This window comes from Holdemanella porci (assembly GCF_019052655.1).
Classification (GTDB): Bacteria; Bacillota_I; Bacilli_A; order Erysipelotrichales; family Erysipelotrichaceae; genus Holdemanella; species Holdemanella hominis.
Genome location: NZ_JAHQVB010000006.1, coordinates 1 through 13,015, shown reverse-complemented (window position 1 = coordinate 13,015; position 13,015 = coordinate 1). Strand labels below are relative to the sequence as shown.

Sequence of the window (13,015 nt, the reverse complement as noted above, 5' to 3'; positions counted from 1 at the left end):
GTCAATATGACTTAAGGCGGAAGGAGGATACATCAATATGAAACAAGGAATTCATCCTAATTATCATAAAGTTAAATGTATCTGTACATCTTGTGGTGCAGAATTCGAAACAGGTAGTACAATCAAAGGTGATGAATTACGTGTAGATACTTGCAGTAACTGCCACCCATTCTTCACAGGTCGTCAACGTTTCGCTGCTGCTCAGGGACGTATTGAGAAATTTAACAAGAAATATGGTTTGAAGTAGTAATATAATGACAGTGTCAGAAATGGCACTGTTTTTTTTATTTTGGTTATAAAAAAATCGTTATTAAAAATTAAATATACTTTAAAATAGACGTTTCAAGCTTGCTCGGTTATATTAAAATTATCAAATTTACACGAGAATAACTGTGGTATTTGAAAACTTCTATTGCTACGTTTATAATAAAGAAAATAAATTAAAAATAGTGAGGTGTATTAAAGTGAAAAGAGCTAAAAGAATGGATGTATTTCAATCTTCTATATTTACAGAATTGAAAAATATGAAGCTGGATTATACACAAAGAACAGGAAATGAAACAATTGATTTTTCAGTTGGATCGCCAAATATTGCGCCTGAACCATCCATTATGAAGGTACTGCAAGAATCAATTATGGTTCCAGAAAACTATAAGTATGCGATCAATGAATTACCTGAAATGAAATCAGCAATCCACGATTGGTATAAGAACCGTTATAATGTAGAGCTAACATATGATGAAATGATCTGTCTACAAGGATCTCAAGAAGCTTTAAGCACATTGTTTTTAGCTATGTGTGATCCAGGTGATATTGTATTGGTGCCTGACCCTTATTACCCAATTTTTAGTGATGGGCCAAAGATTGCAGGGGCTAAAGTTGAATATATGCCTTTGTTGCAAGAGAATAACTATGTCATTCAATTGGATCAAATTGATGAAGAAATTGCGAAAAAAGCGAAGATTATGATTGTATCTTATCCAAACAATCCAACTTGTGCTATAGCACCAGATTCATTCTATGAAGAGTTGATTCAGTTTGCAAAGAAATATGATATTGTAGTTTTACATGATAATGCATATAGTGAACTTGTATTCGATGGTAAAGTTGGAAAGAGTTTCTTATCTTTTGAAGGAGCTAAAGAAATAGGAATTGAATTAAATTCTTTCTCGAAAACATATGGAATGGCTGGTGCAAGACTTGGTGTGTGTGTTGGTAATAAAGAAGTGATTGATTGTTATAATACCCTTAAATCAAATATGGATTATGGAATCTTCTTACCTATACAATATGCAGGTATTGAAGCACTAAGACATGGAGGCGCAAGCATTCACTCAACTTGTCAGGCTTATCAAGATCGAAGAGATGCTATATGTGAAGCATTTAATGAAGTAGGATGGCATATTGATAAGAGTCCTGCAACAATGTTCGTATGGGCAAGAATTCCAGATCAATATGAAGATTCATATGCCTTCACAAAAGATTTGATGGAAAAAACAGGTGTTGTCGTTACACCTGGCCAGGCTTTTGGCGTTCATGGTACTAGATATGTGCGTTTAGCTCTTGTTCAAGATATTGAGGATATCCAAAAAGCGGCAGAAAGAATAAAAAAATCTGAAATTTTTAAGTAAAGTGCAAAAATTTGCGCTTTTTTTTCGTATAAGAGTATATGAAGTGTAATCGATGTCAAAATGAAGATCCTAAATTATTTGCGTATGATCATGGAGTTTATTATTGTCGTAAATGCATTGATTTTTCTAGGTTGGAGGTTAATGAAAAAATAAATCCGGTTAAATTGAAGCATAGAACGTGGAAGGGTAAACCTAAACTTGATTATGAACTCACTGCTTCGCAAAAATGTGCAAGTCACGAAGTATATCAACATTTAAGTAAAGGAAAAGACGTAATACTTTACGCCAGTACAGGTGCCAGGCAAAACAGAAATTTGTTTTGAAAGTATCTGTGGATATTTAGCACAAGGAAAGAAAGTAGGGTTTGCAATCAGTCGAAGACAGGTTGTTCTTGAAATCGCAAATCGTTTGCGGATAGCGTTTCCTGAATTAAGTGTATGTGAAGTGGCTCAAGGATATACCCAAGTTACAGATGCAGACCTTATTGTATGTACTACACACCAGTTGTATCGTTATCCATATGCCTTTGATTTATTAATTTTAGATGAGTTAGATGCCTTTCCTTTTGTGGGCAACGAAGTGCTTCAGGCCATAGCTAATCAGGCGTGTATTGGACAAAAACTAATGTTGAGTGCAACACCAGACAAAGAGAGTATGGAACTTGTGAAACAAAATAAAATAGAGCTTGTGTGTTTGTTTGAAAGGCCACATAAACACCCGTTGATTGTGCCTAAAGTGATACAGGTATCTATTTTAATTCAAGTATGGATTGTAATTTATTTGTGCATAAAATTCCAAAAAGAGGGAAAACAAACATTAGTTTTTGTCCCTCGAAAAAAAGATGGAAAGTGGATGAAGCTGATTCTTAATGTGTTTGTGAAGACAGATTTTATTCATTCTTCTACACAAAATAAAGATGAAATTTTAGATTGTTTTCGCAATAAAGAATTGAGTGCACTAGTTTGTACCACACTATTAGAAAGAGGAATCACGATTCCAAGCGTTCAAGTTGTTGTTTTTAAAGGAGATCATTCAGTCTTTACCACGGCCAGTCTTATTCAGATTTTTGGACGTGTGGGACGAAGTTTTAAAGATCCAGAGGGAAAGGGTGTGTGTTTATGTCAAGCTTCAAGCGAATCTATCAAAGATTGTGTGAGTCAAATTACGAAGATGAACGATACTGTTTATGTTGCCACAAAAAAATGAGTGCAATTCGCAATTTTGAGATTTTCTTTTATAATGATCTTTTGATATGTCCGGATTGTTCAAAAAATTTCAAGCTACATAAACAAGTCTATAATATAGATGGTATCCCTTTATATGTTCTCTATGAGTATGATGAGTTTTTAGAGAGGTTGTTTTTTCAGTATAAGGAACAAAGGGATGTTGTATTAAAAGATGTTTTTTTGTGTGAACACTTATGTTTAAAGAAGATCTTTAAAAAATATTGTGTCTGTACTTTATGCAGTAGTGATGCAAAACGTATGGAAAGGGGATTTGAACCAGCTATTGATATGTATTCGTCGTTAGATGTTTTTGTTCATTCTCCTTTCTACAAAAAGAAGGATATAAAGCAGTCTTCAGCAACAAAATTGCAAAGATCACAAATTAAGAATGTATTGGGTTTGAAACAATTGTATCCATTGCCTAAAAAGAAAATATTGTTGGTGGATGATGTTTGTACAACTGGAAGCACACTATTGGCCGCAAAGCAGTTGATCCATCCGGACTGCATGTTTGTTTTAGCGGCACATCCACTTTGGATTTTGGCAAATCAAGAAAACATAGTGGTCAAATCAAAGGGGTTTTGGTAAAATATTCTAAAAGGGGCGATAGAAGCTATGGATAAGAAAAGAAAGAATGAGAATGATGAGATTTCTCAATTATTAGATTCATTTCAAACAAACGAGGAAGATACGTTAGAACAAAAAATGGATCAATTCACAAAGAATCAAACTCGTAGTCGAGTAGAAAAACATAAACCTGAACCGGAAATTCCGTTTCAAGCAAAAAAAGAGGAACCTTCACTAGGAGATACGTTTGTGGTTGGATCAAAGGATTTAAATGAGTCAAAAGAAGATCTTTCTGCAACTCGTACAGTAATGTGGAATGCGGATGATTTAAAACAGGAAGCAGATTCTACAAATCAAACTGTTGTGATTGATGATGATGAAATTCAGTCTTTATTAGAGGAGGGTAAGGGTCCTCAATTAAAAAGAGAAGTAATCAACAAGAAAAAAGAGCCGAGCAAAAAGAAATCAGCACCAAAAAAGAGCCATTCTAAAACTGGAATGTATGTTGCCTTAGGTGTTGTAGGTGTATTGTTGGTTTCATTATTGATATTTGGTGGCATGAAACTAATGACTGGTGGATTGTCTAGTTCTGATGAAAAAACATCGGAGGTTCAAAAGAAGAATTACCAGGAATTATTAGATTTTGCAAACAACTATGATGATTTATCTTCAAGTGACCAAAAGAAAATTATTGGTTTTGAAAGTAAATATAACAGTTTAACGCGTAAACAAAGAGAGAAGATTGATGAAATTTTAGAAGAGGTTACCGGTAAAACTTTCAATGAATTACTTGCGAGTGCAAATAAGAAGACAAGTACGAAAAAAGACAACAACAACACTGAAATTGCTGAAAAGAAAGCGCAGTTGAAACAAAAAATCAATGATCTTAAAAAGCAGTTGTTGAGTGCACAATCAGAATTAGAAAATGCGCAGAATGCACAGTCTTCAGCTCAAAGTGATGTCGATTCATTACAGTCTCAGATTGATTCCGCAGGTGGCAGTGTAAGTGATGCTCAAAGTGCTGTAATTAGTGCACAAGCGGATTACGATAATGCACAAAGTGCGCTACAGGTATGTGAGAATCGTCGCAGTGAATTGGAGCAAATTCCAAATAGCGAATTGACGCAAGATCAATATACAGAGTTACAGCAATTATATGCTGAACATCAGGGATTGGTTGATAATGTAAACACAACAAAATCGGCTTTGGCTGATGCAAAAACGGCATTAAGTGCTGCACAAAAGAATTCGGATACTTCTTCTTTACAGAATAAGTTAAAATCAGCGAAGACGAAATTGGATAGTGCAAATTCAGATGTAACAGATGCACAATCAAAAGTAGATTCATTGAATTCACAAATCAATGATTATCAAAATCAATTGAATCAATTAGATTAGACAATACAAAATGTATTGTCTTTTTCTTTGTGTGACCTTTTAATGTCTTGTGATTTTTGTTAGAATATATACGGAAAGTCAGGTGAAAATATGCGTAATGCGATTGTTCTGGCGGCAGGAAAAGGAACTCGAATGAAATCAGATCGTAGCAAAGTAATGCATACGATTATTGATCGTTCAATGTTGGCTTACATTATTGATGCTTTAAGAGCGGTATCTGTAGAAAGAATTGTAGTGATTGTCGGATATCAGGCTGAAAGTATCAAAGAAGCTTTTCCAGATGTTGAATTTGCTTTGCAGCAACCACAATTGGGGACAGGTCATGCGGTTATGCAAGCTACACAATTAAAGGATGAAGATGGGGATACATTGATTATTAATGGAGACGGACCATGTATTCAGCCTGAGACATTGGAAAAACTATTCCAAACCAATCAAGATGCATCATTAACTCTATTAACTTCTGTATTGGATGATGGAGCTCATTATGGTCGTATTGTTCGTGATGAAAATAGTCATGTTCAAGCGATTGTAGAGGCAAAGGATTGTACAGAAGAACAAAAACAAATTTGTGAAATCAACGCAGGTATGTATTGTTTCAAGAACAGAGATTTATTTGACAATCTTGATAAATTAACAACAAATAATGCTCAACACGAGTATTACTTAACAGACTTGGTTAAGATTTTGGCAAATCAAGGAAAGGTTGTTAAGGGGTTGGTAGTTGAAGACCGTGATGAAGTCATGGGAATCAATGATTGTGTAGAATTACATAAAGCGTATGAATGGATGCGCAATCGAATCAACAATAACTGGATGAAAGAAGGGGTACAGATTGTAGACCCATTGCGAACAGTTATTGGAAAAGATGTAACGATTGGACATGATGTAATTATTCATCCAAATGTTGAAATTCTTGGACATACAGAAATCGGTGATTTCGTTGAGATTTTACCAGGTTCTTATTTGAATAATTCGAAAATTGAAGATCGTGCAATTGTAGATTCAAGTAAAGTCGTCAATTCTTGCATAGAAGAAGGTTCTGTTGTAGGGCCTATGTCTTATGTAAGCAATAATAAAACCATAAAATAAACCTGATAGGGTATGAGAAAGGATAAATCATGAAAAACACTATTGTATTTGCTTTATCATCTAGCGTTGGTTTAGCAGAAGATATTTGTAAAGAATTAGGATTGGAATTAGGTAAATGTGAAGTTAAACACTTTGCGGATGGAGAAATCTTAGTAGAACTTGGAGAATCTGTTCGTGGAAAACACGTATATTTTGTACAAAGTACAAATAAACCTGTAAACTCAAATTTAATGGAAATTTTAATTGGTATTGATGCATGTAAACGTGCAAGTGCTGCAAGCATTACGGCTATCATTCCATATTTTGGATATGCTCGTCAGGATCGTAAAGCGAAACCTCGTCAACCAATCACTTCTAAATTAGTTGCTAGTTTATTAGAAAGAGCTGGAGCTGATCGCGTAGTTACAGTTGACTTACACGCTACTCAGATTCAAGGATTCTTCGATATTCCAGCAGACGATATTACTGCGAATGGATTGATTGCTGATTACTTCAAACACCAAGAAGGATTAGGTGAAATCGTAGTTGTATCTCCTGATCACGGTGGAGCTGTACGTGCTCGTAACTTAGCAAATGCATTAGGTGCACCTATCGCAATCATCGACAAACGTCGTCCTAAACCAAATGTAGCTGAAGCTATGAACCTAATTGGTGATGTTGATGGTAAAACTGCAATCATCATCGATGACATGGTAGATACAGCTGGTACATTAACTGCTGGTATCAAAATGTTGAAAGACAAGGGAGCTAAAGCGGTTTATGCTTCATGTTCACATGGTATCCTTTCAGGACCTGCTATCGATCGTTTAAAAGCTGCTAAGTTAACTGGATTCGTTTGTACAAATACAATTGATCAAACAGAAAACCAAAAAAATTATCCAGAAATGACTGTTCTTTCAATGGCACCATTGTTAGCTGGATTGATTCATGCAGTTGAAGAAAATTCTTCATTATCAGAAGTATTAGCACACGCATTTGATGACTAATATGGAAACATTGTTTATTGGCTATCCTCCTTGTTCAACTTGTAAAAAGGCATATAAATCTCTACAAGATTTGGGTATTGAAGCTACATATCGAAATATTAAAGAAGATAATCCAACAAAAGAAGAGATTCAAAGTTGGATTGATCGTGGTGTGGAATTAAAAAAATTGTTCAATACAAGTGGTATGTTGTATCGTGAATTAAATGTAAAAGAAAAACGCGAAACATATACAGAAGAACAATTGATTGAATTACTTGCCTCAAATGGTATGTTAGTAAAAAGACCGATTGTGATCCAAGGAGATATCATTATCATAGGAAACAAAGTATCAGAATACGAAAACTTACATAAATAGACCTGTCTATCGACAGGTCTTTATTTAATCAAAAACGGAATTGAAGTTCTCTTCAATTTGTCTACATGCACTTGCTTCATCAAGTTGTTTGATTTCACAAATCTTCTTTGCGACATATTCCACATACATAGGTTCATTTTCTTTTCCACGATAAGGAACAGGTGTTAAATAAGGAGAATCCGTTTCTGTGATGATTCGATCAATAGGACATGCTGAAATACATTCAGGGGCTTGTCTAGCATTTTTGAATGTGATAGGTCCGGCAAACGAAATCATAGAATTCATTTTTAAACATTCCATCATAGTTTCTTTACTTCCGCTGAAGCAATGGAAAATAATTTTTGTCTTTGCGTATTGTTTTAAAATATCCATGCAGTCTTTTGTGGATTCGCGCATATGAATAGAAATAGGAAGATTGTGTTCATTCGCAATTTGAATCTGCTTGATAAATAGCTCTTTTTGTAAATCATTAAAACTTGTATCCCAATAGTAATCCAATCCAATTTCTCCTAAGCAATCTAAATAAGGCGTTTGATCAATGAGATACTGAATTTCTTTATCTGCAACTTCTTTGGCATCACTTGGAAACCATCCAAAGGCAATTTTAAAAAATGGATATTTTTCTTTTACCTTTTTCGCACGTTCTAATTCTTCAGGACTTGTGCACATGATCATGCATGAAGTAAGATTTTTAGCTTTGATATTTTCAATGATCTCGTCAATTCGACTATATAAACGATCACAAGTGATGTGACAATGACTATCTGTATACATAACTAACCTTCTTTCTTAAAATAGTATATAATTGTGTTAAAAGAGGTGCAATATGAAAATTAGCATGGAATTAAATGTAAGTGATAAAGAGTTTTATGATTTGATGATGAAATCTTTAAAAGAAGAAGTTAAAAATGTCACGAAGAAAAATTTAGAATTAAAAGAAGGGTTAAAATATAAAAAGAAATCAGCTCAAAGAAAAGGAATCGGCTCAGAAATTACTGTGCATATTAAAAGGTTGATTCCGAATACATTGTATGAAGCAACGTTTGTCACGGCAATCGACCATACAACTATTTCTTATAAGATTGAATCTTTAAATGAATCAAAAATCAAAGTGACTTATGAAGAAATTTACGAAAATGTTTCTCCAAAGGAAATTCCTGTTTGGAGACAAAAAATGGCAGAAAAACAGTCGGCTAAAAAATCAAAGAAAATGTTTAAAGAGGTTGAAAAGTTTATTTTAAATGAAAGAAATAACAAGAACTGATTATACCAGAATAGAAACCAAGTTTTCCATCTTGGTTTCTTTTTTTGTTTATATGCGTTATAAGATTGGTATAGAAAAGCTTTAACCCAACAAAAGAAGGAGGAATTGGATATGAAAAAGTTAGGTTATTTAGCGGGGGCATCATTGTTATTTGTTCCAATGCCTCTATATGCAGCAGGAATTGGTTCTAGCAACCAAGTATTTACTCACACTGGTTGGTTCTCAGTTATTTGTATGGCAACAATCGGTGTTGGAGTTGCGATTTGTTCAAAACATCAGAAATAATAATGAAAAAAGTTTTAACAGTAAGCATTATTTGGGCGGTGGATCTTTTTTATTTAAAATTTGAAGATCATTGATAATAACATATGTTACCTATAATTTTTGTGGAGTATGTTATACTGAGTTAACTGAAAGAGAAAGGGTAACTTATGGTCAGCAATTATTTGGTGAAATTTCTTGAAGAAAAAGAAGTACCTACAATCACAAAAAAAAGACACACATATTTAACGTATTATGGTTTAGAACAACAAGATACGTACGTGTTAAAAGAAGGTATTGTTAAGACTAGTATAATTTTGCGTGATGGAAGAGAATTTAATATTTCTTATATTAAAGGACCAGATATTATTTCATTATTAAAAGATGAAGTAAGTCAATATACATCGGCTCCATTTAACGTTCGTATTGAGAGTGAAACGGCTACTTTTTATCGTATTCCAAGAGTGTTATTCTGGGATTTTGTAAATCAAGATCCAGAGTTAAAAGAGTATGTGAATTCATATTATCGTACTAAATTAACGGAAGCTATTTTTAGACAACAACTTATGACTATGAATGGTAAAAATGGAGCAGTGTGTGCTTTTATCTATCAATTGATTCCTATATTCGGAAGAAAAGTAAAAAAGGGTATTTTAATTGATTTCCAAGTGACAAACGATGATATTGCAGGATTCTGCGGTATTTCTACTAGAAATAGTGTAAATCGTATTTTAAGAGGGTTACGTGAGCAAAATGTAATCTCGATGGTCTATCAGAAGATTTTAATTTTAGACGTAGATTATTTAAAACAATTTGTACAAGCATAATACAAAACAAAGCGCAGAGTTAATAATTCTGCGCTTTAAATGGTTTTATGATTTTTTGATATGAATAGATTAATTGGCTTGCCATTAAACACCAAATAATGGGTTCGCAAAAGCATACACCTAAATATTTAAATGTAGGAACTAAAAATAATGTAAAGACAATTTTTCCAATGAGTTCAATTATACTAGAGAATAAAGGTGTTATTTTATATCCAAAGCCTTGAATCGCATTTCTTAAATTCAATAGTATACTTAATACTATGAAAAATGGAATATTGATTTTTAGATACATGGCGCCATTTTGTAGTACGGCATGCGTGTTGGATCCAGATAAAAGGTGGACTAGATTTTCAGCTGTAAAATAAATAAGTATACTTAAAAAGATGGGATATATAATACCGCAGATGTTTGAAAGACGAACCCCTTTTATAATTCGCTCATAATTTTGAGCTCCCTTGTTTTGAGAGACAAACGTTGCCATTGAGGCTGCCAATGTAGAAAGAGGCAGACAAAATAACGAGATTAATTTTCGAGCAGCCGTATGGGCTGTAATGATTTGAGTGCCTAGACTGTTGATTCCAGATTGAAGAATGATGGTTCCAATGGATACGATTGAAAACATAAACCCCATCGAAAAGCCTTGTCCCAACAAATCATTGATCATATAAGATTTAATTTGGAAATGTTCTTTTCTAGGCATCAAAATTTTAGCTTTTCGCAAAATTAAAAAGAAACAAATTATAGTTGAAATGACTTGGGCAATAACAGTAGCTACAGCTGCGCCAAATACACCCATATCGAGTATTGTGATACATACAATATCAAGCGCAATATTTATAATAGATGAGCAGAAAAGTACAATCAATGGTCTTAGGCTATCGCCAATAGCTCGTAACATACCGGCACCTAAATTGTAGAACATGGTGATGATTAAAAAGGCAGATATGCATCGAATGTAGTTTAATGAATCGTGATAAATACTTTTGGGAGTCTTTAGAATTGTTAATAGATATGGCATCGAAACATAGGAAACGATTGTGATCACAATGGAGATGATCAATCCTAAAATTAGAGATGCTGCAACGCTTTTCTTTAGTTCATTTTCATTTTTAGAACCATAATATCTTGCTGTAACAATACTAAATCCTGTTCCACATCCGTTGGAAAACTGAACAATCAATTCAAAGATAGCGGCAGTAGCACCCATTGCGGCTAGAGCATTGTCGCCTAAGAAATGACCAACTAATAATGTATCGATTGTATTGTAGAGTTGTTGAAATAGATTAGAAAAGAAAAGTGGAATCACAAAGAAAAGGAGTCCTTTTGCGATGCTTCCTTGCGTTAGTGAATGATTTTTCATGAGATCAGCCTCCTTTTTGAATATAATATAAACCAGATTACTAAAATAGTTCCTTTAATAATGCTTGAAATTGAAATGGCCCACCATACTCCATTTACTCCTAAATAGTGAGATAGCAGAATGGCCATAGGAATTCTCGTAGATGTGAATATAATGGATACAATACTAGGTGGCAGAGTTTTACCAAGTCCATTAAAAGCACCTTGTGTAGCTATTTCTATGCACATAAATAGTTGGGAATATCCAAGTATAATTAGATAGTCAATTCCATAAGGAAGGATATTTGTTTCATGGATGAAACATGAGAATATCGGTCCAGGAAGGAAAATTAAAACGGCTGTTGTTAATAATCCCCATAATCCAACCACTAGCATGCCAGTTTTATAACCTTGCTTTACACGATCATAGTTTTTTGCACCATAATTTTGCGAAGTGAACGCATTGATGGATGCGCTGAATCCATCAGCTGCCATCCATGAGATAGATTCAATTTGCGAGCCTACTTTTTGTACGGCAACACTGATAGCTCCAAAACTTGAGATTAGGCGTGCAATGTACATAGAAATACATGTAAATAACATGCTTTGCACAGAGGATGGAAATCCTATTTTTAATATTTCAGAAATATGATTCAATTCTGGTTTTGACAAGATACGGATATTTCTAAATAGATCAAGATTTTTTGCGTTATATAAAAAGACCAAAGTAACAATGATTTGAGCAAGAATTGTTGCGAGAGCCGCACCGATGACTCTAAGATTGAATACGAAGATGAGTACAGGGTCAAAAATTAAATTTAATACTAGACCGGTTGTTGTGGCTATAAAAGTGCTTTTTGAATGACCGGCAGCCGTAAGGATTCCGGTAAAAATCTGATTCACAAAAGAGAATACAATAAAGCCACATGTAATCCATAAATAATTCTGAGCATCTTGAATAATAGCAGGATCTGATAAATTAAATAATTGAATTAAATACTTTTGAAAAACAATAATAATAATTCCATATATAAGGGCAAAAAATAAGGAACTTTGAAAAGCTGCCTGAATATAATTTTTTGTTTGTTCTTGATTATTAGCTCCAAGACTTTGTCCAACCAAGGCTTGTGATCCAATCTTAGGCATGTTCACAAGGCCGTTAGCCAAATACATGAAATTTCCAGATACACCAATACTGGCAACGGCGCCAGAACCTAAAAAACCAATCCACAACATATCAACCAGGTTATAGGCCATCTGAATAAAATACGTTGCCATGATTGGGATTGCTAATAAACTTAATGATTTAAAAATAGGACCATTCAGCAGGTCAACACTCTGATTTTTTTTCATACAGGGAATATTTTAGCAAGTTTTTAAGAATTTTAAAACAAAAGAATGGATGTGATCGCACATCCATTCCATCAAATACTCTTTTTTAGTTCTCTTAATGCATTTAAGTCCAGTCCAACAATCTCAGAGATTTCTTCAAGTGTTTGATTATTTCTTACAAGCATTTTAATTGCTATTTTGATTTGCGTATTTTTTACACCACGCTCAATACCTTGTTCAATGCCTTGCTTGATACCCATCTGGATTCCTCTGTTTGTTGATTCTTCAAACATTTCATAGAATGCTCTGCACACTTTTACATCTCCTTTCTCGCTTTTCTGGTAGATACTCAATAACTTTTAGTTCTTTGTCACTACATACGCAAAATACAATGCATCACGATTAAACTCTCAATCTAGGTCTTCTTTTAAAATCTGCTTTCTATAGATCAAAAATTCCTGTGTTGCCTTTTCACCTGTACTATACTTGTGATTTGTGTTTAGCTCAATCTTTTAGCAGCATTCCACTTGGATTCACCTACATATAAGACGACTGTTAAAATCATTGGTAGTCTTGTATGCATAGGTACATGCTTCTTAAAGCATTGACGAATATAACGCATACGAGCAACACTTTCATATTCCATGACTCTTGCGACCATGGATTGATCGACATAGCTTTGACTTTCAATCACGAACAAATCTAAATAAGTACCACCCTCATACCGCTTGATGATAT

The 13,015-nt window shown here is 33.9% G+C and carries 17 protein-coding genes; 12 read left to right on the top strand and 5 right to left on the bottom strand.

Features of this window, described 5'->3' with window-relative positions; translation table 11 throughout:
• Positions 1-37: 37 nt before the first annotated feature.
• The 9 genes from rpmE to KTQ83_RS02120 all read left to right on the top strand — a co-directional run bounded on the left by rpmE (position 38) and on the right by KTQ83_RS02120 (position 7,255).
• Entirely contained in the window at positions 38-247 is a 210-nt protein-coding gene (gene rpmE, locus KTQ83_RS02155) for a 50S ribosomal protein L31 (protein ID WP_003865737.1), read from the top strand.
• A 217-nt stretch (positions 248-464) separates the two neighbouring features.
• Positions 465-1,631 carry an aminotransferase class I/II-fold pyridoxal phosphate-dependent enzyme gene (locus KTQ83_RS02150; RefSeq protein WP_117924523.1) on the top strand — a complete coding sequence of 389 codons (1,167 nt, stop codon included), beginning with the start codon at positions 465-467 and terminating at the stop codon, positions 1,629-1,631.
• Positions 1,632-1,669: 38 nt separating this feature from the next.
• On the top strand, positions 1,670-1,954 hold the full coding sequence (locus KTQ83_RS12190) for a hypothetical protein (RefSeq protein ID WP_199519647.1): 285 nt from the start codon (positions 1,670-1,672) through the stop codon (positions 1,952-1,954).
• The gene (locus tag KTQ83_RS12610; protein ID WP_227402318.1) at positions 1,926-2,837 is read left to right on the top strand and encodes a helicase-related protein; all 912 of its coding nucleotides are present in this window, start codon (positions 1,926-1,928) and stop codon (positions 2,835-2,837) included. The genes KTQ83_RS12190 and KTQ83_RS12610 overlap by 29 nt, the downstream gene beginning before the upstream one ends.
• Positions 2,834-3,445 carry a ComF family protein gene (locus tag KTQ83_RS02140; protein ID WP_217285013.1) on the top strand — a complete coding sequence of 204 codons (612 nt, stop codon included), beginning with the start codon at positions 2,834-2,836 and terminating at the stop codon, positions 3,443-3,445. The genes KTQ83_RS12610 and KTQ83_RS02140 overlap by 4 nt, the downstream gene beginning before the upstream one ends.
• A 27-nt stretch (positions 3,446-3,472) precedes the next feature.
• Positions 3,473-4,822: a hypothetical protein gene (locus tag KTQ83_RS02135; RefSeq protein ID WP_217255912.1), complete on the top strand. Its 1,350-nt coding sequence runs from the start codon at positions 3,473-3,475 to the stop codon at positions 4,820-4,822.
• A 90-nt stretch (positions 4,823-4,912) separates the two neighbouring features.
• Positions 4,913-5,914, top strand: a complete 1,002-nt coding sequence (locus tag KTQ83_RS02130; protein ID WP_117924529.1) for a bifunctional UDP-N-acetylglucosamine diphosphorylase/glucosamine-1-phosphate N-acetyltransferase GlmU — start codon at positions 4,913-4,915, stop codon at positions 5,912-5,914.
• A 29-nt stretch (positions 5,915-5,943) separates the two neighbouring features.
• Positions 5,944-6,900, top strand: coding sequence for a ribose-phosphate diphosphokinase (locus KTQ83_RS02125; protein ID WP_117924530.1), 957 nt, complete (start codon positions 5,944-5,946; stop codon positions 6,898-6,900).
• Positions 6,893-7,255, top strand: a complete 363-nt coding sequence (locus tag KTQ83_RS02120) for a Spx/MgsR family RNA polymerase-binding regulatory protein (RefSeq protein ID WP_217255910.1) — start codon at positions 6,893-6,895, stop codon at positions 7,253-7,255. The genes KTQ83_RS02125 and KTQ83_RS02120 overlap by 8 nt, the downstream gene beginning before the upstream one ends.
• A gap of 24 nt (positions 7,256-7,279) precedes the next feature.
• Here the strand turns inward: KTQ83_RS02120 and KTQ83_RS02115 are convergent, their stop codons facing one another.
• Positions 7,280-8,029, bottom strand: coding sequence for a TatD family hydrolase (locus KTQ83_RS02115; protein ID WP_186998604.1), 750 nt, complete (start codon positions 8,027-8,029; stop codon positions 7,280-7,282).
• Between the two features lie 52 nt (positions 8,030-8,081).
• On the opposite strand from KTQ83_RS02115, the gene KTQ83_RS02110 reads away from it, so the two are divergent.
• The 3 genes from KTQ83_RS02110 to KTQ83_RS02100 all read left to right on the top strand — a co-directional run bounded on the left by KTQ83_RS02110 (position 8,082) and on the right by KTQ83_RS02100 (position 9,607).
• Positions 8,082-8,519 (top strand): DUF3284 domain-containing protein, encoded by a 438-nt coding sequence (locus KTQ83_RS02110; RefSeq protein ID WP_117926514.1) that lies wholly within the window; start codon positions 8,082-8,084, stop codon positions 8,517-8,519.
• A gap of 111 nt (positions 8,520-8,630) precedes the next feature.
• Positions 8,631-8,804 (top strand): hypothetical protein, encoded by a 174-nt coding sequence (locus KTQ83_RS02105; protein ID WP_154556314.1) that lies wholly within the window; start codon positions 8,631-8,633, stop codon positions 8,802-8,804.
• 164 nt (positions 8,805-8,968) lie between these two features.
• Positions 8,969-9,607, top strand: coding sequence for a Crp/Fnr family transcriptional regulator (locus KTQ83_RS02100; protein WP_227403109.1), 639 nt, complete (start codon positions 8,969-8,971; stop codon positions 9,605-9,607).
• Between the two features lie 19 nt (positions 9,608-9,626).
• Here the strand turns inward: KTQ83_RS02100 and KTQ83_RS02095 are convergent, their stop codons facing one another.
• The 4 genes from KTQ83_RS02095 to KTQ83_RS02080 all read right to left on the bottom strand — a co-directional run.
• Positions 9,627-10,967, bottom strand: coding sequence for an MATE family efflux transporter (locus tag KTQ83_RS02095; protein ID WP_244975729.1), 1,341 nt, complete (start codon positions 10,965-10,967; stop codon positions 9,627-9,629).
• On the bottom strand, positions 10,964-12,298 hold the full coding sequence (locus KTQ83_RS02090) for an MATE family efflux transporter (protein ID WP_217255909.1): 1,335 nt from the start codon (positions 12,296-12,298) through the stop codon (positions 10,964-10,966). Before KTQ83_RS02090 ends, KTQ83_RS02095 begins: the two co-directional genes overlap by 4 nt.
• 71 nt (positions 12,299-12,369) lie before the next feature.
• Positions 12,370-12,591, bottom strand: coding sequence for a hypothetical protein (locus KTQ83_RS02085; RefSeq protein ID WP_147346806.1), 222 nt, complete (start codon positions 12,589-12,591; stop codon positions 12,370-12,372).
• Between the two features lie 185 nt (positions 12,592-12,776).
• Positions 12,777-13,015, bottom strand: a 239-nt coding sequence (locus KTQ83_RS02080; protein WP_217255908.1) for an Rpn family recombination-promoting nuclease/putative transposase, incomplete at its 5' end; no start/stop codon positions are given.

Coding starts and splice junctions, on each gene's coding strand:
- KTQ83_RS02125 (WP_117924530.1), top strand. CDS start 5,944: ATGAAAAACACTATTGTATTTGCTTTATCATCTAGCGTTGGTTTAGCA.
- KTQ83_RS12190 (WP_199519647.1), top strand. CDS start 1,670: ATGAAGTGTAATCGATGTCAAAATGAAGATCCTAAATTATTTGCGTAT.
- KTQ83_RS02115 (WP_186998604.1), bottom strand. CDS start 8,029: ATGTATACAGATAGTCATTGTCACATCACTTGTGATCGTTTATATAGT.
- KTQ83_RS02120 (WP_217255910.1), top strand. CDS start 6,893: ATGACTAATATGGAAACATTGTTTATTGGCTATCCTCCTTGTTCAACT.
- rpmE (WP_003865737.1), top strand. CDS start 38: ATGAAACAAGGAATTCATCCTAATTATCATAAAGTTAAATGTATCTGT.
- KTQ83_RS02130 (WP_117924529.1), top strand. CDS start 4,913: ATGCGTAATGCGATTGTTCTGGCGGCAGGAAAAGGAACTCGAATGAAA.
- KTQ83_RS02105 (WP_154556314.1), top strand. CDS start 8,631: ATGAAAAAGTTAGGTTATTTAGCGGGGGCATCATTGTTATTTGTTCCA.
- KTQ83_RS02090 (WP_217255909.1), bottom strand. CDS start 12,298: ATGAAAAAAAATCAGAGTGTTGACCTGCTGAATGGTCCTATTTTTAAA.
- KTQ83_RS02135 (WP_217255912.1), top strand. CDS start 3,473: ATGGATAAGAAAAGAAAGAATGAGAATGATGAGATTTCTCAATTATTA.
- KTQ83_RS02110 (WP_117926514.1), top strand. CDS start 8,082: ATGAAAATTAGCATGGAATTAAATGTAAGTGATAAAGAGTTTTATGAT.
- KTQ83_RS02095 (WP_244975729.1), bottom strand. CDS start 10,967: ATGAAAAATCATTCACTAACGCAAGGAAGCATCGCAAAAGGACTCCTT.
- KTQ83_RS02140 (WP_217285013.1), top strand. CDS start 2,834: ATGAGTGCAATTCGCAATTTTGAGATTTTCTTTTATAATGATCTTTTG.